15 protein-coding genes and 1 tRNA gene are annotated in these 18,255 nt (G+C 63.5%); 7 read left to right on the top strand and 9 right to left on the bottom strand.

What is annotated here, in order from left to right; all coding sequences use genetic code 11:
* The first annotated feature begins 3 nt into the window (after positions 1–3).
* From NITMOv2_RS05360 to NITMOv2_RS05370, 3 genes are all read left to right on the top strand, one after another.
* Complete coding sequence (locus NITMOv2_RS05360; RefSeq protein WP_053378905.1) at positions 4–2,178, top strand: type I secretion system permease/ATPase; 2,175 nt, start codon at positions 4–6, stop codon at positions 2,176–2,178.
* Between the two features lie 101 nt (positions 2,179–2,279).
* Positions 2,280–3,554, top strand: coding sequence for an HlyD family type I secretion periplasmic adaptor subunit (locus NITMOv2_RS05365; RefSeq protein ID WP_053378906.1), 1,275 nt, complete (start codon positions 2,280–2,282; stop codon positions 3,552–3,554).
* 133 nt (positions 3,555–3,687) lie between these two features.
* Positions 3,688–4,917: a TolC family protein gene (locus NITMOv2_RS05370; protein WP_053378907.1), complete on the top strand. Its 1,230-nt coding sequence runs from the start codon at positions 3,688–3,690 to the stop codon at positions 4,915–4,917.
* Here the strand turns inward: NITMOv2_RS05370 and NITMOv2_RS05375 are convergent.
* The 3 genes from NITMOv2_RS05375 to NITMOv2_RS05385 are packed head-to-tail and all read right to left on the bottom strand — an operon-like array spanning position 4,914 to position 8,173.
* Complete coding sequence (locus NITMOv2_RS05375) at positions 4,914–6,107, bottom strand: hypothetical protein (RefSeq protein ID WP_053378908.1); 1,194 nt, start codon at positions 6,105–6,107, stop codon at positions 4,914–4,916. The genes NITMOv2_RS05370 and NITMOv2_RS05375 overlap by 4 nt on opposite strands.
* Positions 6,108–6,155: 48 nt before the next feature.
* Positions 6,156–7,301: an AI-2E family transporter gene (locus tag NITMOv2_RS05380; RefSeq protein WP_053378909.1), complete on the bottom strand. Its 1,146-nt coding sequence runs from the start codon at positions 7,299–7,301 to the stop codon at positions 6,156–6,158.
* Entirely contained in the window at positions 7,298–8,173 is an 876-nt protein-coding gene (locus NITMOv2_RS05385) for a M48 family metallopeptidase (RefSeq protein ID WP_053378910.1), read from the bottom strand. Before NITMOv2_RS05385 ends, NITMOv2_RS05380 begins: the two co-directional genes overlap by 4 nt.
* Positions 8,174–8,327: 154 nt before the next feature.
* Between NITMOv2_RS05385 and malQ the strand changes: the two genes are divergently transcribed.
* From malQ to NITMOv2_RS05400, 3 genes are all read left to right on the top strand, one after another.
* Positions 8,328–10,577 (top strand): 4-alpha-glucanotransferase, encoded by a 2,250-nt coding sequence (malQ, locus tag NITMOv2_RS05390; RefSeq protein WP_053378911.1) that lies wholly within the window; start codon positions 8,328–8,330, stop codon positions 10,575–10,577.
* An 86-nt stretch (positions 10,578–10,663) separates the two neighbouring features.
* Positions 10,664–11,818, top strand: coding sequence for a sensor histidine kinase (locus NITMOv2_RS05395; protein ID WP_053378912.1), 1,155 nt, complete (start codon positions 10,664–10,666; stop codon positions 11,816–11,818).
* 8 nt (positions 11,819–11,826) lie between these two features.
* Entirely contained in the window at positions 11,827–13,230 is a 1,404-nt protein-coding gene (locus NITMOv2_RS05400; protein WP_053378913.1) for a sigma-54-dependent transcriptional regulator, read from the top strand.
* A 60-nt stretch (positions 13,231–13,290) separates the two neighbouring features.
* On the opposite strand, the gene NITMOv2_RS05405 is transcribed toward NITMOv2_RS05400, so the two are convergent.
* The 5 genes from NITMOv2_RS05405 to NITMOv2_RS05425 all read right to left on the bottom strand — a co-directional run bounded on the left by NITMOv2_RS05405 (position 13,291) and on the right by NITMOv2_RS05425 (position 16,266).
* Positions 13,291–13,728: a hypothetical protein gene (locus NITMOv2_RS05405; protein WP_053378914.1), complete on the bottom strand. Its 438-nt coding sequence runs from the start codon at positions 13,726–13,728 to the stop codon at positions 13,291–13,293.
* Positions 13,725–13,979 carry an Lrp/AsnC family transcriptional regulator gene (locus NITMOv2_RS05410; protein ID WP_053381999.1) on the bottom strand — a complete coding sequence of 85 codons (255 nt, stop codon included), beginning with the start codon at positions 13,977–13,979 and terminating at the stop codon, positions 13,725–13,727. The genes NITMOv2_RS05405 and NITMOv2_RS05410 overlap by 4 nt, the downstream gene beginning before the upstream one ends.
* Before the next feature lie 164 nt (positions 13,980–14,143).
* Positions 14,144–15,334, bottom strand: coding sequence for a PD-(D/E)XK nuclease domain-containing protein (locus tag NITMOv2_RS05415; protein WP_053378915.1), 1,191 nt, complete (start codon positions 15,332–15,334; stop codon positions 14,144–14,146).
* Between the two features lie 162 nt (positions 15,335–15,496).
* On the bottom strand, positions 15,497–15,880 hold the full coding sequence (locus NITMOv2_RS05420) for a hypothetical protein (protein ID WP_053378916.1): 384 nt from the start codon (positions 15,878–15,880) through the stop codon (positions 15,497–15,499).
* A gap of 309 nt (positions 15,881–16,189) precedes the next feature.
* Positions 16,190–16,266 (bottom strand) — tRNA-Arg (locus NITMOv2_RS05425).
* Between the two features lie 116 nt (positions 16,267–16,382).
* On the opposite strand from NITMOv2_RS05425, the gene NITMOv2_RS05430 reads away from it, so the two are divergent.
* Complete coding sequence (locus tag NITMOv2_RS05430) at positions 16,383–16,874, top strand: hypothetical protein (RefSeq protein ID WP_145976178.1); 492 nt, start codon at positions 16,383–16,385, stop codon at positions 16,872–16,874.
* Between the two features lie 5 nt (positions 16,875–16,879).
* Here NITMOv2_RS05430 and NITMOv2_RS05435 read toward each other — a convergent pair whose 3' ends face one another.
* Positions 16,880–18,253, bottom strand: a complete 1,374-nt coding sequence (locus NITMOv2_RS05435) for a DUF4340 domain-containing protein (RefSeq protein WP_053378918.1) — start codon at positions 18,251–18,253, stop codon at positions 16,880–16,882.
* Between the last annotated feature and the right edge of the window lie 2 nt (positions 18,254–18,255).

The raw sequence follows: 18,255 nt of genomic DNA on the forward strand, positions 1-18,255 counted from the left end.
CGAGTGGCAGATCCAACCAGTTCCCCATCGGAGCCCGCCGCCACTGGCGGTCCGCCGCCGCCCGACACCGGTCTCATTTGTCTTCTCATCCTCGCCCGGTTTCACGATCTGCCGGCCGATGCGGCGCAGCTGCGCCATCAATTTTCCCAATTCGGCAAGGTGCTGTCGGATACCGATCTTCTGCGTGCCGCCAAGCATCTGGGGCTCAAAGCCGGCCGGCGGACGACGACCTGGGAGCAACTGGCAAAGTTCCCGCTCCCAGCGATGGCGAAATGCACGGACGGCCGCTATGTCGTCCTCGCTAAGCGGGAGGCCGATAAGGTTCTCGTTCAGGATCCCGTCGAAGGGCGCCCGCTCATCCTTTCGCGTGTACAGTTCGAATCCGTTTGGAGCGGCGCAGTGCTGCTCTTCACCAAGCGGGCCAATCTCCGTCTGCACGATCTGAAATTCGATCTCACCTGGTTTATTCCCGCCATCGTCAAGTACAAGAAGTTCTTCGGCGAAGTCCTGTTGGCGTCCTTCTTTCTGCAGCTCTTCGCGCTGCTGACGCCGCTCTTCACGCAGGTCGTGATCGACAAGGTGCTGGTCCACAAGGGATTCACTACTCTGCACGTCCTGGCGGTCGGCATGATCGCGCTGGCGCTCTTCGACGCTGTCTTAGGTGGCCTGCGCACTTATCTCTTGTCGCATACGACCAACCGCATCGACGTGGCGCTCGGCGCGCAATTGTTCCGCCACATTTTGGCGTTGCCCTTGGCCTACTTCGAAACGCGGCGCGTCGGCGATACGGTGGCGCGCGTCCGTGAGTTGGAGCAGATCCGGCAGTTCATTACGAGCCATTCCATCACGGTGGTGCTCGACGCGTTGTTCATCGTCGTCTTCCTCGCGGTCATGTGGTTCTACAGCCCGCTGCTGACGATCGTCGTGATGGCGTCGCTGCCGTTGTACGCGCTGCTGTCGATCGCCATTACGCCGGCGATCCGGGCGCGCCTCCATGAAAAATTCAACCGTGGCGCGGACAACCAGTCGTTCCTAGTCGAAGCGATCGGTGGGATTCAAACGGTGAAGGCGTTGGCCGTAGAGCCGCCGCTGATTCGCCTATGGGAAGAGCAATTGGCCGGCTACGTGCGGGCGAGCTTTCGGGCGACGAGTGTCATGACCGTCGCCGGGCAGACGGCGGCGTGCATTCAGAAAGTGACGGTGGTCGCGGTGCTCTGGGTCGGCGCCTATCGTGTGATCGAAGGCGAACTGTCCATCGGGCAGTTCATCGCGTTCAATATGCTGTCGGCGCAGGTGACGGGTCCGCTGCTGCGGATGGTGAATCTCTGGCAGGAGTTTCAACAGGTCGGCGTCTCGGTCCAGCGGCTGGGCGACGTGCTCAATACGCAGCCGGAGCCGTCGTACAATCCCGGCCGCACGACGTTGCCGCACGTGAAGGGAGCCGTGACGTTCGATGAAGTCTCGTTCCGCTATCGGCCCGACGGCGCCGACGTGCTGCGAAAGGTATCCTTCAGCGTGGCGGCCGGCCAGGTCATCGGCGTCGTGGGCCGGTCGGGGTCCGGGAAAAGCACCATCGCGAAGTTGATTCAGCGGCTGTATGTGCCGGAGCGCGGGCGCGTTTTGGTAGACGGCGTGGATCTGGCCCAAGTCGATCCGGCCTGGCTGCGGCGCCAAGTGGGTGTCGTGCTCCAGGAGAATTTCCTGTTCAATCGCTCGGTCCGCGACAACATTGCGTTGATTGATCCGGGTTTGGCGATGGAGTCGGTGATGCAGGCGGCGAAGCTGGCCGGGGCGCACGAGTTCATCCTCGAATTGCCTGAAGGCTACGATACGATCGTCGGCGAGCACGGCTGTTCGCTTTCCGGCGGGCAGCGCCAGCGGATCGCCATCGCGCGGGCGCTGGTGGCGAATCCCAGAATTCTCATTTTCGATGAAGCCACCAGCGCGCTTGACTACGAATCCGAAGCGATCATCCAGCAGAACATGGCGCAGATCTGCAAGGGCCGCACGGTCGTCATCATCGCCCATCGGCTCAGTACTGTGAGGTGGGCGCAACGGATTTACGTCGTCGAGAAAGGCGAGATCGTCGAAGAGGGGCCGCATGACGAATTGGTCCAGAGGAACGGATGGTACGCGCGGTTGTATCAACATCAAGTCGGTACGGTGAGCCGCGCATGATTGACAGAAGGGATCAGGCCCTACGCGAAGCGCGAAGAAGAGGGCCAGACCCCTCTGAAGCGCGGGGAAGAGGGTCAGACCCCCATGAATTCCTGCCGGCGGTGCTGGAAATCCAAGAAGCGCCGCCCTCGCCGATCGGGCGCGCGATCCTCTGGACGCTCGTGCTGGTGTTCACGACCGGCGTCCTCTGGGCCACCTTAGGCTGGATCGATATCGTGGCGACGGCGCAAGGCAAGATCATTCCCAGCGGCTATTCCAAAGTGATTCAGCCCTATGAGTCCGGCGTCATCGCGGCGATTTACGTACAGGATGGACAGGTCGTCAAGAAAGGCGACGTACTGATCGAGCTGGACCCCACGCTGAATCGGGCGGATTACGATCGAGCCGCCAACGAATTCCATGCCGCCCAAGTGGAGGCGGCGCGGTTGCGGGCGCTCATCGCCAGCCACGATACCTTCGATGCTCCCCCTGATGCCGAGGCTCACTACGTGGTGCTCCAGCAGCAGCTCTTGCGGGATCAACTGGCGGAATATCGGGCGAAGGTAGCCGCCGCACGACATCTCATCGAGCAGCGCGCAGCCGCCGTGGAGCAGACGCGGGAAAATATCGTGCGGCTGGAAACCACCGTCCCGATGGAAGCGGAGCGCGCCGACGCCTACAAGACGCTTTTGGAGCATGACGCGGTCACCAAGATGGACTTTTTGCAGGCGGAGGGACAGCGCATCGACAAGCAGCAGGAATTGGCCGGTCAACGCAAGAAACTGACGCAGGATCGGGCCGCGTTGGCCGAGGCAGAAAACAATTACCGCGCCATGCTGTCCGAATTCCAGCAGACGAAACAGGCTGAGCTGTCCGCGGTCGAAACGAAGACTGTCTCACTCGTGCAGGAGGTGACGAAGGCCGGCCAAAAGGCTGAGTTGCAGCGGCTGCTTGCGCCGATCGACGGAGTTGTCCAACAACTCGCCGTCCATACGGTCGGCGGCGTTGTCACGCCGGCGCAGCAACTCTTGATCGTCGTCCCGCAGGACCATCCGGTGGAAGTCGAGGCCCAGGTCGAAAACAAGGACGTGGGATTTGTGAAGGAAGGGCAGCCGGTCGAAGTCAAAGTCGAGACCTTTCCATTTACACTCTACGGCACCATTCCCGGGCATGTCCTGACGGTGTCCGACGACGCGGCGCCGATCGAAAAAGTCGGGCTCGTGTATCCGACGAGAGTCAGCATGGAGCCTTCCACTATCCAGGTCGAAGGCAAGCAGGTGAATCTCTCGCCGGGCATGGCGGTGACCGTGGAAATCAAGACGGGCCAGCGGCGGGTGATCGAATACCTCCTCAGCCCGCTGCTCAAGTCGGTCAAAGAAAGCCTGCGTGAGCGCTGAGCCGTCTCTGCTCATGACCATCGCTCCCGCAATAGGGTCACGGTTGTGCGCGGGTGCGATCGGACTCCTGGCACTCTGCGCCGGATCATCCGGGCCGGCCGCCGCCGAGCCGGCCCCTTCCGCGCCGGTACCCATGCCCGCGCTGACGTTGACGTTGCGGGGCGCTCTCGCCGCCGCGGCGGACAACAATCCCGACGTCCAGCTCTACAGGGAACGGATCAAGGCCGCGGAGGGCCAGGTGCTGACGCAGTTCGGTGCGATGTTGCCGAACTTATCCTCCACCGTGAAGCAAAGCAGGCAGACATTGTTCCTCGGTACGATCGGACTGGCTCCGGTACGCACCGATCCCTTCAGCATTTTCGATGCGCGCCTGTACGCGTCTCAAAACCTCATCAGCGTGAGCCTCATTAGGCGTTGGCGCGCGTCGCGCGAGCAGCTGCACATCGCGGAGTTCGAGTCGGATGCCCGCATGTATGACACCATGGCGAGTGTCGGTTTGCTCTATATGGAGGGGTTGAAGGCCATCGGCATGGTGAAGATGCACGAATCCAATCAGCAGGTGATGAGCGAGTTGCTGGCGATCGTGCGGCAACGGCAGAAAGGCGGCGTGGCGACCGGACTCGATATCGCGAGGCTCGAAGCCCAGTTGGCCGGGGAACGGCAACTGGCTGCGGCGGCCCGCTACGACATCCAGCATGCCAAGCTGGGCATCCTGAATCTCCTCAACCTGCCTTTCGATATTGCGATCGTGTTCGCCGACGAGTTTCAGACCGATACCGCGGATCTCTCGTCGCCTCCAGCGGTGGAAGAGGCGCTGGCGAGGCGGCCGGAAGTGCAGGCTCAATACACCAGGATAAAGGCCGCCGAATTGACCTATTCGTCGATCACCGGAGAGCGGCTTCCTTCGTTGGTGGCGCAAGGGGACTATGGATTGATCGGCAACCGCTGGAGCAATACGTTGGACACGTTTACGGGAGCCGTGCTGCTGCAGATTCCGATCTTTGACGGGGCGCAGCGGGAAGGGCGCGTGGCCGAGGCGCGCAGTCAATTACGGCAGGAAGCGTTACGGATGCGCTCGGTCCTCAACCAGGTGAAGATGGACGTGCACGATGCGCTTGCGGCCATGGTGGCGGCCAAGGAACAGCTGAGTGTCGCCCGGCATGGTCTGCAGGCGGCGACGAGAGAATTGGAACTGGCCCGTGAACGCTATGCCGTGATGACGGCCGCCAGTCATTTCGAATTGACGAACGGCCTGTTCGCCGTGGCGAGAGCGAGGGAAGGGTTGGTGAGCGCCCTCTTTCAGCTCAATGCCGCCCGGGTCAATCTCGCCCGTGCGACCGGGACGCTGACGACGTTGAATTAGTCGCGCATCTCAGTGGCACACGTGGTACGGTGTGGCGGCCAGCGGCCTTGCATCAGATCAGCGAGCACCAGATCGGCGATGGCCAGGCATTCGAGGCCGAACGGGAGGTAGCCGGCGTAGCCGAGGAGCGGCATCGCGAACAGAGGGAAGCGATCGACGTAGGGAATGGCATAGCTCCAATGGGCGAGGCTGCGCCAGTTCCACAGCTCCCAGAAGAGGCCGCAGACGAGCGCGGCGAGGGCGGCCGTCCACAGCGACCGCCAATCGCCGTGCCGGAGCGGTTCGAATATCGTCCGCTGTCCCGCCAGCACCTGAAGACTCACGAGCAGGCCGAGCGGCGCCGTCCACACCAAGGGGAACAAGACATTCGGCCGGAGGCCGAGCCCCAGCAAGCCGCCGCCGGCGAGGAGCAGGGCGGTGAAGGCCCAGACGCGCGGCGACCGGACACGAAGCGCCGGTCCAAAATCCAGCCCGCACGACAGGCTCGGCATAGTCGCGAGCAGCTGATAGGTGCTGACGAACGCGGGAAGCACCGTTGAAAAGGGAATCGACGCCTGCACCACATAGTCGAGGGCGCTCAATTCCGCGACGCCGCTGTAATACCAGTTCTGCACGAACCGGTTCAGGTATTCGAAGAGCCACCAGAAGGCCGCGCTGGCGGGAAACAAGGCGGCAAAGGCGGTCGGCTCTTCGATCATGAGGCTTGCGCCGCCGCGCCTGACGGTCCACGCGTTGACGACGACAATGTAGCCGATCCATAAAGGGGTGAACGTCCAGGTTTGGAAGGGCTCCATCCATTCCCATCGGGTCCAGGCCAGCACCCAGGCCGCCATCGTCCACGCGATTCCGAGGCAGCCCCACCAGGGAAAGCCGCGGCCTTCACCCATCCGCTCCTCGCCCTGAACCCCCTCACCTCTTCTCTCCCCCTCACCCTTCCCTCTCCCACGAGCGGAGAGGGTGGAAGGCAGGGTACAGAACAGGATCCGGAGCAGAAAGGGCGCGAGGGACGCGAGGATGAGGAGCGCCAGGCCGGCAAAGACCGGCCAGGAAAACGCCGCGTGCTCGACGAAGGGGATCTTCGGTGGAAATTCCAGATAGCCGCCGATCGGTTTGCCGGCGAGCGCGACGCCGAGGAGCGGAAGCCCGACCGACAAGAGGACGGTGAACGAGCAGATCAGTAACCGGCTCATGCAGGCAGGGCTTCCTCTCCGGCTTCAGCGCGCCCTCTCATCGCGGCCTCAGCGACCCAGGAACTGGCCGAGGGATTGTAAGCGTGGAATGTGGTCGCAGACAATCTTCAGACTTGCGAAGAGCGGCACCGCCAGGAAGACGCCGGCAATGCCCCACACCCAGCCCCACAACAGGAGGCTGATCAGCACGGCGACCGGATTGAGCGCGAGCCGCTGACCCAAAAACGTGGGGGTGACGAACATGCCTTTGATCCACATGAGCGCGAGGTAGAAGGCGCCGGGAAAGGCGATCCACCAGAGGTCCTGGAAGGACAGCAGGGCCGCGAGGGTGACCACTCCGACGACGAAGATGGTCCCGAGATAGGGAATGAATTGGAGCAGGAGCGTGGCGGCTCCCCAAAGGGCGGGATTCGGCAGGCCGATCGTCCAGAGCGCCAGCGCGAAGAGCCCCGCCGCGCCGGCGTTTTGAAGCAGAGAGTTGAAGAGAAAGCGCGAGAGCTGGCGTTCGATGCCGCGGATGGTTTCCCCCACCCGGCGTCGGTCTTCCTCGGTCGGGAGGACGATCAACAGTTTGTGCGTGAAGAAGTCGCCCGAGCAGAGCAGGAAGTAGAGCAGCACCAGCGCGGCGCCGATCTCGGCCGCGACCGCCGCCGTCCACCCCAGGACTGGAATTTGCCAATCGGTCTTCACCGCCACCTCCGGTGCGGCGTCGGCAGCCGGGCCTTGCGCGATCTGCTCCACGGCCGTCTTCGCTTGGCTCATCTGCTTGGCCGATTGCTTCAAGGGCCGCAGTTTGGCGTCCAACGTCTCCAGCGCCGAGGGGATTTTGTCCATCCATTCGCGCGCCGGATCGGCCAGGGAGTACAGGCCGGCGGCGACCACGATCGAGAAGAGCAACAGGACAAGCCCGGCGCCGGCCGGCTCGGGCAGACGCAGCCGGGTGAGCAAGCGGACGACAGGAGTCAACAGGAGGTACAGCAAGAGCGCCAGCGTGATCGGCAGGAAGAGCGCCCGGGCGGCGTGCAGGCTATGCAAAAGAGCGAGCAGAAACAACCCGGTGATCGATGCGCCGGCCAGCGTGAGCGAAGACCGGCCGGCGTGCGGCGGGGTCGGCTTGTCGGTGATCGGCCTCCGCTGAGCCGGCGGTGGAGGCGGCCCAGCGGACGGCCCCCGGCTCGTCGAGGAGTGATTCATGGCAGCATCGAAGAAGCGGTCGGGCTAGGGCCGCCGATCGAGGGAAGCTGCGCCACCGGCGCTTTGTCGGCCTGTTCGTACAGCGCCAAGGCTTCAGGCAGGTGCTCGGTCAGGCGTGCGATCCTGGTGTCGTGGCCCGGATGCGTGGAGAGGAATTCCGGGGGTTGCCGCCCACCGGAGGCCGCTTTCATCCGTTCCCACACGCGGACCGCTTCCCGGGGATCGTAGCCGGCCTCGGCGGCGAGCAGCAGCCCGATGTAGTCGGCTTCCGATTCGTGGGCCCGACTGTAGGGCAAAAGAATGCCGACCTGGGTGCCGAGGCCCAAGGCGGACATCGCGGCTTGACTGGTCAGAGGGCTGAACCCTTGCGTCTGCATGGCGACCGACGCGCCGATCAATCCCGCCTGCGCCAGCACGCCCTGACTCATCCGCTCGGCTCCGTGTCGCGCCAGCGCGTGGACGACTTCATGCCCCATGATCGCGGCCAGGCCCGATTCGTTGCCGGCCATGGGAAAGATGCCGGTATAGACGGCGATCTTGCCGCCGGGCAGGGCGAAGGCGTTTTGCGTCCGATCGTTCTTGATGACGCTCACGTCCCACTGAAATTCCTTTGCCGCCTCACTGTACTTCGACCGTTTGGCCGCGTCGATGATCCTCGCCGCCGCCCGTTTCACTGGCTCGACCTCGTCCCGATCATGCGAGAGCCGGATTTGTGGATCCCGCAGCACGTCTCGATAGGCCTGCGCGCCGAGCTGCGCTTCATACGATTGGGGAACCATGAGCAGCTGCCAGCGCCCCGTATAGGGATTCGTGACGCAGCCGGTGAGCGCCAGTATCCACAGGAGCAACCCGATCGAACGACGAAAGACCATAACCCTATAATAGGCGGGGACCTCGACGAGAGATGATGCGGGGGACCCCTGGCTGGCAGGAGGGGGCGCCCTAGCTCGATGTTGTTGTGATGGCCAAGATGGTCAATAGGCGGATACCTTGACTTGATGGGTATCTTCACTCACACTCGGGTCGATGTACGACCAGCCCGAGACGGAGCTCTTGCGCCTGTTGGCGGAGCGCGCCGGCATCGCCTCCGAGTACCACGACATCGCCGGGACACAGCACGTCACCACCGATGAAACACGCCGGGCGATCCTGGCCGCCATGGGATTTCGCCCCACGGATCGTGCGGCGCTCATCGAAGAGCTGACCGCCTGGGATAACGGTCCCTGGTTGCGGGGCTGTGATCCTGTCCGCGTGACAACGGTCGGCCGTGATCCCGGCTCCTGGTCATTGTACGTCCCTTGCGAGAGCCCGGACGACCAGCGGGTGCAAGTCCATTGGCTCATTCACGCGGAGAACGGCGAGAAACGCTACGAGCGGGAGGAAGGGCCGGGACTCGCGATCGGCGACAGCCGCATCATTGACAACCGCCGCTACATCACGCTGACGTTCCCGCTCCCGAGCGATCTCCCGATGGGGTATTACGAGGTGAAGGCCTGGGCGCAGGGCGGGCAGGCCGCGGCGGAAGCTTCGTTCCGCCTCATCGTCGCGCCGGATCGGTGCCACGTGCCCGACACGATACGGCAGGGTGAGCGGCTGTGGGGCTTCGCGCTGCAGCTCTATTCGCTGCGCAGCGAGCGCAACTGGGGCATCGGCGATTTTCGCGATCTGGGCGACGTCGTCGAATGGGCCGGCAAGCTCGGCGCCGGCGTGCTCGGGCTCAATCCGCTGCACGCCCTGAAAAACGTGAAGCCGTACCACATCAGTCCCTACGCGCCGACCAGCCGGTTGTTTCTGAACGATCTCTACATCGACGTCGAGCAGGTGGCCGAGTGCAAGACTTCCCCGGAAGTCCAGAAGCGGCTGGCCGATCCGTCGTTCCGCGCCCAGCTCGACGCGGCCCGCGCCAGCGAGCTGGTGGATTACAACGCGGTGGCCTCCGCGAAACGAGCGGTGCTCGATCTCTGCTATCGCGCCTTTCTCCGCGAGAATTTCGAAGGGACCGAGCCGGACCTTACACCCAAGACGGCGCGCGGCTGGTTTTTCCACCAGTATGTGCAACAGGAAGGGGAGCCGCTGGCGCAGTACGCCCTGTTTCAGGCCCTGGAGGACGAGCGGCAATTCGTCCAGTCGCGCTCCGTCGTCTGGGCGGATTGGCCCGAACACTATCGGTCGCCGGCGTCCGACGCGGTCGCGGAGTTCAAGCGCCGGCACATGAAAAGAGTCCGCTTCTTTCAGTATCTGCAATGGCTCGCGGCCGACCAGATGGCCACCCTCGTCGCCAAGACGCATGAAGCCGGCATGCCGATCGGCTTCTATCATGACCTGGCGCTGGGCAGCGACCGGTACGGCGCGGACGGTTGGCGCTTCCAGGACGTCTTGGCGATGAAGGCGGACTGCGGCGCGCCGCCGGACGCCTTCGCGCCCGAGGGGCAAAACTGGGGCTTGTCGCCGGCCGATCCGGTCCGGCTGCGCGCCGGCGGCTACGAATACGTCATCGAAATCCTGCGCAACAATCTGCGCTACGGCGGCGCGATCCGGATCGATCATGTGATGGCGCTCTTCCGGCTCTTCTGGATTCCGCGCGGCCTCCCGGCGTCGAAGGGCACGTATGTCCACTATCCGGCCGAGGATCTGCTCGCGATTCTGGCGCTGGAAAGCGCGCGGGCCAAGGCCCTCGTCATCGGGGAGGACCTCGGGACGGTGCCCGATTGGGTGCGGGAGCGACTGGCGGCGGCCGGCGTGCTCTCCTATCGCGTCTTCTATTTCGAGCGCACCGGCTCAGGCGCGCTGAAACCGCCGGGGTCCTACCCGGCGCAATCCTTGGCCGTCGTCACCACGCACGATCTGCCGACGCTGGCCGGCTATTGGGAAGGGGCCGACATCGAGACACGGGCCAAGCTGGGCCTCTTCGCCTCGGACCAGGCGCGCATCGCGATGCTCGCCGAGCGCCGGACGGACAAGGCCCGGATCCTGGCGGCACTCAAGTCGGAAGGCTTGCTGCCCGAGGGCGTGCCGGACGACCCGGCCCATACGCCGGCCATGACGACGGAGCTCGCCGACGCGGTGCATCAGTATCTCGCCCGCACGCCCTCGTGGATCGTCCTGGCGAACGTGGAGGACCTGCTCGGCGTACGGGCACAAACGAACCTTCCCGGCACGGTGGACGAACATCCGAATTGGTGCCGCAAGCTGCCGGTGTCGCTCAGGGAGCTGATGCGCGATCCGCGATCCGAGCGCCTGGCCGGGCAGTTGCGCCAGGCCCGTCCGGTTGTGTAAGACAATACGTCCTCGTTCCCCTCTCCCCGCTGTGGTGAGCGACGGGAGGGGGCCGCGGGTGAACCGGGTCCAGCAGTCCACCGCCTATGGCGCATCGCAACCGTCTCGTCCTCGCCGTCGCCGCGACCTGCTTTCTGATCATCGTCGTCATCGAAAAATTCGCGCCGGCGAACGTCGTCGGCGCCTACGGCTACGTGCTGCCGATTCTCCTGGTCGCGATTCTGCGCAACCGCAAGCTGATGTACGCGACGGTGTTAGCCTGCGTCGTGGCGACCTACGCCGGATTGCTCCAGCCGACGAAGCCGGGCCGGTTCCAGGCCGCCGTCATCAACCGCAGCGTGGTGGTCGGCGTGCTGCTGGTCGTGGCCTACATCGGCATGAGCTGGGAAGAGCGCAAGGCGCGGGAAGAGGCGGCCCGCGCGGCGCTCGCCCGCCAGACCGAAAATCTGTTGAAGGCCAACGCGCAATTGGTCGACATCAAAGATCAATTGAACCGCTCCGAACGGCTGGCGGCCGTGGGGCAGCTCGTGGCGTCGGTCGCGCATGAAGTCGGGACGCCGCTCCATTCCATCGCCTGGCACGTGCAGGCCTTGAGCGAAGAGCCGAGCGTGACGCCCGACATGAAGAAACGCATCGCGGTCATCGACGGGCAGTTGAACCGCGTCGTGCGCATCATTCAGGATCTCCTGTCCTCGACCCGCCAGCGAAAACCCGATCCGACCTGGCTGCCGGTGGATCGCGTCGTGAGTCCAGCCGCGGCGCTGCTCGAACCGGCCTATCACGCCAAGGGCGTGGCGTTGCGCGTCGAGATCGACTCCGATGTGCCGATGGTCTGGGCCGACGCCGAAAAGATCCATCAAGTCCTCGTCAATCTGTTGACCAATGCCTTGGCGGCGACGCCGGAAGGCGGCGAGGCGGTGATTCACGTCGCCGCCAGGCCGGCCACGCAGGATGAAGCGGAGCTCGGCAAGCGGTCGGCCGGCGCGCCGCCGGCCACGATGGTCACGGTCGCCGTCCGCGACACGGGGTGCGGGATGCCGGCGGAAGATCTGCGCAAGGCCTTCACCCCGTTTTTCACGACCAAGGCGGTGGGCACCGGGACGGGGCTGGGGCTCTTCCTGAGCCGCGAAACCGTGCAGGCGCACGGCGGCCACCTGTCGATCGAAAGCGAAGTGGGAAAAGGCACGACGGTGACACTGTCGCTGCCCGGGCTCGCCGCCAGTGCGAGCGCCGTCGCATAGGAGCGTCTATGCAGCAGGCCAAAATTCTGGTCGTAGATGACGACGCCGTCGCGCGCGAGTTGCTCGCCGAGGCGTTGAAAAAAGAAGGCTATGATGTCGAAGCCTTCTCCAACGGAGCGGACGCGATCGAGCGCGGCAAGCAGCAGCGTGTGGATCTCGTGCTCACCGACATCCGCATGGGCACGGTGGACGGGCTCACGGTGCTGCGGGAGTTCAAGCGGTTCAGCCCCGACACGTCCATCGTCCTGTTGACGGCTTTCGGGTCGCTCGAAGGGGCGATCGAGGCCATCAAGCAGGGTGCCTACGACTATCTTGCCAAGCCGTTCAAGAAAGAAGAAATCAAGCTGGTGGTGCAGCGCAGCCTGGACCATTGCCGCCTCGTCCGCGAGAACGCCCGCTTCCGCGAGGAACTGAAGACGAAGGACGAGTGGTCGCCGTTGGTCGGCAGCAGCCCCGCGATGCTGGAGGTGTACAAGCTGGTGGCGCGGGTCTCCGAAAGCAAGAGCACCGTGCTGTTGCAAGGCGAAAGCGGCACCGGCAAAGAGCTGATCGCCCGTGCCATCCATGCGAACGGCCCGCGGCGCGACAAACCCTTCGTGCCCGTCAACTGCGGCGCCTTGCCGGACACGCTGCTGGAGTCGGAAATGTTTGGCTATGAGAAAGGCGCCTTTACCGGCGCGATCGGCACCAAGACGGGCTTGTTCGAGGCGGCGAACGGCGGGACGTTGTTCTTGGATGAAATCGGCGAATTGGGGCCGGCCTTGCAAGTGAAGCTCCTGCGAGTGATGCAGGACCAGGAGGTCCGGCGGGTCGGCGGCACCGGCTCGGTGAAGGTCGACGTGCGGATTATCGCGGCGACGAATCGCGACCTGGAGCAACTCGTCAAGGACGGCAAGTTCCGCGACGATCTCTATTACCGGCTCAACGTCGTGCGGATCACGTTGCCGTCGCTCGCGGAGCGCAAAGAAGACATTCCGATGCTCGCGCATCACTTTTTGCAGAAGTGCGCGGCCGGGTCCCCCGGCATGGTCCGCGGACTGCTGCCGGAAACCATGGCGCTCTTGAAGCAGTACCGCTGGCCGGGCAACGTGCGCGAGCTCGAAAATGCCATTGAACGGGCGGTGTCATTGAGCCATGGACCGCTGCTGACACCGGACGATCTGCCCGAGGCGATCCGCCACAGCGCGGCAGCCAACGGCGAGTCGAAGGCCGGGAAGACCGAGGACAGCGAGGTCTGTCTCACGCTGGAGGAAGTGGAAAAGCGCCACCTGATTCGCGTGCTGAGAGAGACCAAAGGCAACAAGGTGAAGGCGGCGAAGATCCTCGGCATCGACCGGCGGACCTTGTACCGCATGGCCGAGCGGTTCGGGTTGGATCTCGGGGATGATGCCGAGGGGACGGAGAAAGAGTAGGGCGAGTCTGCTGAGGATGAGTCGGAAATCCGTTCACCCCGAATGGGAGGTGAGCAACAGCTACAAGATGTTCAGCGCGTTCTTGATGAGACGGAGCTGGTTGTCGGCGCTCTGGGGGAGGGCGCTCTGCTGGTCCTTCCAGCTCATGAAGATCCCGTCTTTACCTTGCGTCAGCACATGGAGACGGACTCTGGTGCTCTGGTCGGTGGAGGGAGTGACCATCCCTTCGACGCGGCTCTTGATCGTGCCGAACCGCCAGAGGTAGAGCCAATCCCACGGCCCACGGGTTTCTTCGCGGTACCCGGTGTGGACCGTCTGCTCGTCCTTCCATTCCACGTCGTACCCACCCTCCGTCAGCACCTGCGTCACGGCCGTTCTCACTTGCTCGGCCGGCGCCGGCAGCGTCACGTCGATCATATCGGCTTCATAGGGATGCGGTGTGCTGCTGCAGCCGAACAAGAGGGCGACGGTCAGGACGGCGGCCGGGCGCATGATCATTTCGCGTTCACTTCTTTGAGCCGGTACACCAGGTGCGTATCCGTTTGCGTCACGCCTTCGATGGCGTGGATGCGGCTCAACACCAATTGTGTCAGCGCGTCCTGATCCGCCACTTCGACGACGGCGATGATGTCGGGTTTGCCCCAACAGGGATCGATGGTTTTGATCTCTTTGATCTGGCTCAAGGCGCGCGCCACCGACGACGTTTGCCCCGGCTGCACGTTGATCAAGACATAGGCTCGGTCGGACATCAGACGTTCTCCGGAGGTCGGCGCGTGAATCGTATAGGGAATCGCCGCGGGAGCGGGTTGAGGCTCACCGTAGCGAAGTCGCCGCGGTCCTGTCAACAGCGGACCGGAACCGGAAGGAACGGAGGCGGACGGGGGAACGGGATTCAGTTTCGGTTTGGCCATGGTTATTTGGGCGCGACGAGCACTTCGATCATGTAGCGGTCGCTGACGCTGGTGAGGTCCGTTTCCAGCCGCTTCGGACTTCCGATGCGGCCTTCCGGATCGTAAATAAAGCAAAAGAGCGTGGTGCACCGTTCGCGGGCGCCGTAGTGCGCCGAGTCCGCCGCCACCTGATCGACCAGCTCCTTCATCGTGAGTCCCGGCCTGGTTTTTTTCGCCACCACCGCGATCTGATCGCGGTGCAGCAGGAAGGCGGTCCGCGGGGCGCCGTCCGTATAGGGCGGAATCCATTCGTCGAAGCCCACTTCGTCAAACTCCACCCGGAGCAGCGCGCACAACAGGTCTTGTAGATCGTAGTCGTCCTCCACTTCCAGCGTGGTGCGGTAATCCTTCCGCAGTCGGAGTTGGCGCGTGACCGCGTGGAACCGCAAGCACACCTTGCGGATCAGTTCCAGCGAGTCCTCCTTATATAAGGGGTCGGCGACGCGCGATTCCGACGAGGCCGGCGGCGAGGGGGTGGCCGGAGTAATCGGTGCTGCGGGCGGCTCCGCCGGCTTTTCCAAAGAGGGGGGCGCTGGATGGGCGGCTGAAGGCTGCGGCTCGGAGGGGGGAGCATCCGGCTGAGGGAGAGAGACAGGATGAACCGATGGGCCGGCTGCGGCGGTCGGCTGCGCCATGGCCGGCGTCGGGACCGGCGGCGGACCGCTGGGTGCCACGGGCGGTGAGGATGGTATCGCCTGCACAGGAGAGGGAGCCGGCGAAGCTGTGGCTGGTGTGGGCTGAGTCTGAGCGTGGACAACCGCCGGTGTCGGCGGCGGCTGCGGCGTAGCGGCGGGCGGGTCCGGCGCCGCCGGCTTGAGTCCTTGAAGCTCCAGCTTCTTGTCTTCCAGATTCTGAATCAGCTCCTTGATGACGGTGATGCTCTGCGCGGTTTCGGCTTTGTTCGATATGCGCAGCTTGTGGTTGCGGTAGGTCTGAAATTCCGGAGACCGCTCGCCGAAAATCCGGCGGACGCATTCCCGCAACTGCAATTCAGCCTTGGCCCGGGCCGCATCGCGATAAGGAAAGCCTTCCCGGCTGAAATCTTCAATCGAGGCGAGGAGGTCCTGAAACTGTTCGATGCCTCGGCCGATCTCGTCGATTTGGACGGCCTTGGATCGGGAGCGGGCGTTGTCGGAGGCGCGTGCGCGTGCCATGGCGAATGGAGAAAAGTCTAGCCCAGGGTCTGCAACCTGGCAAGAAAACGCACCATTTCGACGTGCGAGTCGCGAAGCCGGTCAATTGAACCACGGCCGTCTTTGGGCGCGAAGCGCACGAACAGCCTTGAGCTGTAGGACACGCACAGGGATGGAAGCCGGTCAATCCTGATTGGTGGGGAGCGGAAACAGCACCTGCAAAATGGAGAGAAATTGCTGTGGGTCGATCGGCGTCGCCAACAGGTGGTGCGCGCGGAGCGATTCGGCCTTGAGCAGCGTGGTCAATCCGTCCCCCTTGTCCAGGGCGGCGAGCGCGAGGATCTTCGTGTCCGGCGTCCGGAGCAGCGCGCGTTGCACGCGAGGCGCCGTGTCCTCGGAGACCGCCGCGAGCGAGATGATGGCGAGTTCCACGCGCTCCCGAGTCAGGCGATCGAGGAAGTCGTCGAGATCGTCGGCTTCGATCAGCCGATGCTCTGTCTCCGGCATGGCGCGCCGGATGGCGTCACGGTCGGCCGGATCGTCATCCAAAAGGAGAGTCGTCCACATGATGGCTGCGCTATTTCTAGCACGGCGGCTCCGGCGAAGAACCTGGCCGTTCCGCCAGGGACAAAACGGACTAAGGCCACTAGGAATCCTGGGTGTTGAAAAACCGGACTATTGTTCGGCGATTCGGCTACCACTCTGACGAGTGGCGAGAAGACGAAGCCCGTGGAAAGAAGAGGAGAGGGCACAGCCACGCCTATAGCTGGCCGTGTGCCAAGACGGGACACCCACAGAAAGAAACACTGGAGGTATTTATCCGCGCCACAATGTCGATAATCCGATGAAGAGCGCGCGGCACGAGCGAGCTTGGTTTGGTGCCCCCGACACGAATTGAACGTGCGACCCGCGGTTTAGGAAACCGCTGCTCTATCCAACTGAGCTACGGGGGCGTGACGATGAATGTAACTTACTGGATTGGGGTTGTCTACTGACCTGGAAGCTAGGGATTCCCCCCGTATGTTGCCTCCCTGCCGAGTCGCTATCGTACTAGGCAAGGGGGGAGGCCATGCGTACCGAGAGCCGGTTCACCATATTCCTGTCCCTCATTGCCCTGCCCTGGTGTTCCTACGCTGCTCCTTATCCCTTGGGCGATCCGGAGAGACTCATTGAAGAAAAATGCGACGCTGACTGGGGGCACAATCCTCGTATGCGCGCCGCCTGCATCGAGCAGCAGGAGAAGATCCTTGAGAAGTCGCGGGTCACGGCCCTCGATCCGCGCCTCAAGACCGAGGATCTGTCACTGATGCGCGAAACGTGTGCCAAAGAATGGCCTGACGATATACGCAAGCGGGTGCAATGCGAAGAGCACCAGATACGCTGGTTCCAAAAGCTCCAGGCGCCACCCCCCAAGGACATCACGCTGCTGGACTATTCCATCGCCATGGCGAATTGCGCGAAGGAATGGCCGGATGATTTTCGACTGCGAGCCCGCTGCGTAGAAAACGAGTTTGCGACGCGACGGACAGGCCAGGGGTTTGAGCTGCTGAACGAACGATAAATCCGCTACCCGCGCTTTTTCTCGTCCGCTTCAGCCAGCAGCTCCTCCTTCGACGGAATCTGCGTGAGGATGTCGGGCCGGACTTGGAAGATGCCTTGCAGGCGGGCGCCGGTGGCGTAGAGGAGATTGCCGGCCTGGTTGCCGAGGGAGAGTTTTCCGACGACCTGTCCATTCTTGCCGGTCGCGACGAATTCCGCCGCGGGGGCCGTCAATCCATAGGGTGCCAGCGGTGCCGATTGCTTGATCACGCGCTCTTCTGCGGGTAGGTTCGCCACCCGGCTTACGAATAAGTCCGCAGCCTGTTGGCTGACTTTTTCGGTGGGCCGGTCCTCCAACAGCCATTCGCCGTTTTGGTTGATCAACACATACTCCTTGTCCCGCGTTTTCACGGAGAGCATGGCGATGTCGGTGTAGTCGACGCCGAGCAGGCGCTTGTCCTGCAGCGTGAACAGTTCCTTGGTCAGATCCTTGATGGCGGCGGGGCTGATCCGGTAGAGCGGCGCATCGGGTTTGGTTTCGGCGATGGCTTCTCCGCTCTCGACGTCCGGCTGGTAGAGCTTGACGGTTTGATCCCCTTCCGCCGTGTGGAGGGTGATTTTGACTTTGGGACTCGTGAGCGTCTTCGCCACCGCATCGCGCTGCGGGCCGGGATCGATGATGCCAAGGGCCTTCAGATCTTCCAGGCGGAACATCAACGCACGCACTTCGGTCTGATCGGCCTCCGCTTCGATGGGGTAGCGGATTTTCCACGACGGCTTCGGCTTGTCCTTCGCCATGTTGTAGAGCACGATTTCGGTGGTGGGATACGTGAGGCGCACCCGCTCGACGTCGTTCTGCACGAATCGCAGCAGCTCTTTGCGCCGGAACGTCAGGAGCGTCTTGTTCACGAAACTCTTCGGGGCCAGATCGGTGAGCAGGACTTTATGGTCCGACCCGCGCAGGACGTAGAGGGTGTTCGAGAGCGGGCCGCTGTCGCCGATGGAAATCGTGTCTTGTTGACCGCCGGCTTTCACGGTGATCGTCGTGACCGGCTGATCCAGACCGAACGGCGCCAAGGCCGAGCCGACGTCATCCACCGTGCGGGTGACTTTGCCGGTCACGAGCGCGCGGATGAGGGATTGCACTTCACGCGGATCGGCTTCGACCTGAAGCGGCGCGGTGATGGCCCATCTGCCGCCATCCAGCAGACTCATCTCCACGATCCCTTGCGGCGTCGAGATGCTGAGGCCGGTGATGGCGGTGTCCGGAAATGGAAGCAGCGTCTTGCTCGCGGTTTCCTGTTGTTCTTCTTGCCGTTGACTCGGCAACTCGACCCAATAGAGATAGCCCCCAAGCGCCGCGAGGATCACCAAGAGGAGGATGGTCGGCCGGTACGTCATCG

The sequence above is a fragment of the Nitrospira moscoviensis genome (genome assembly GCF_001273775.1).
Taxonomy (GTDB): Bacteria; Nitrospirota; Nitrospiria; order Nitrospirales; family Nitrospiraceae; genus Nitrospira_D; species Nitrospira_D moscoviensis.

What these genes read in the sequence shown, in the direction of transcription:
- NITMOv2_RS05370 (WP_053378907.1), top strand. Translation starts at nt 3,688, where the DNA reads ATGCCCGCGCTGACGTTGACGTTGCGGGGCGCTCTCGCCGCCGCGGCG.
- NITMOv2_RS05375 (WP_053378908.1), bottom strand. Translation starts at nt 6,107, where the DNA reads ATGAGCCGGTTACTGATCTGCTCGTTCACCGTCCTCTTGTCGGTCGGG.
- NITMOv2_RS05380 (WP_053378909.1), bottom strand. Translation starts at nt 7,301, where the DNA reads ATGAATCACTCCTCGACGAGCCGGGGGCCGTCCGCTGGGCCGCCTCCA.
- NITMOv2_RS05385 (WP_053378910.1), bottom strand. Translation starts at nt 8,173, where the DNA reads ATGGTCTTTCGTCGTTCGATCGGGTTGCTCCTGTGGATACTGGCGCTC.
- malQ (WP_053378911.1), top strand. Translation starts at nt 8,328, where the DNA reads ATGTACGACCAGCCCGAGACGGAGCTCTTGCGCCTGTTGGCGGAGCGC.
- NITMOv2_RS05395 (WP_053378912.1), top strand. Translation starts at nt 10,664, where the DNA reads ATGGCGCATCGCAACCGTCTCGTCCTCGCCGTCGCCGCGACCTGCTTT.
- NITMOv2_RS05400 (WP_053378913.1), top strand. Translation starts at nt 11,827, where the DNA reads ATGCAGCAGGCCAAAATTCTGGTCGTAGATGACGACGCCGTCGCGCGC.
- NITMOv2_RS05405 (WP_053378914.1), bottom strand. Translation starts at nt 13,728, where the DNA reads ATGATCATGCGCCCGGCCGCCGTCCTGACCGTCGCCCTCTTGTTCGGC.
- NITMOv2_RS05410 (WP_053381999.1), bottom strand. Translation starts at nt 13,979, where the DNA reads ATGTCCGACCGAGCCTATGTCTTGATCAACGTGCAGCCGGGGCAAACG.
- NITMOv2_RS05415 (WP_053378915.1), bottom strand. Translation starts at nt 15,334, where the DNA reads ATGGCACGCGCACGCGCCTCCGACAACGCCCGCTCCCGATCCAAGGCC.
- NITMOv2_RS05420 (WP_053378916.1), bottom strand. Translation starts at nt 15,880, where the DNA reads ATGTGGACGACTCTCCTTTTGGATGACGATCCGGCCGACCGTGACGCC.
- NITMOv2_RS05430 (WP_145976178.1), top strand. Translation starts at nt 16,383, where the DNA reads ATGCGTACCGAGAGCCGGTTCACCATATTCCTGTCCCTCATTGCCCTG.
- NITMOv2_RS05435 (WP_053378918.1), bottom strand. Translation starts at nt 18,253, where the DNA reads ATGACGTACCGGCCGACCATCCTCCTCTTGGTGATCCTCGCGGCGCTT.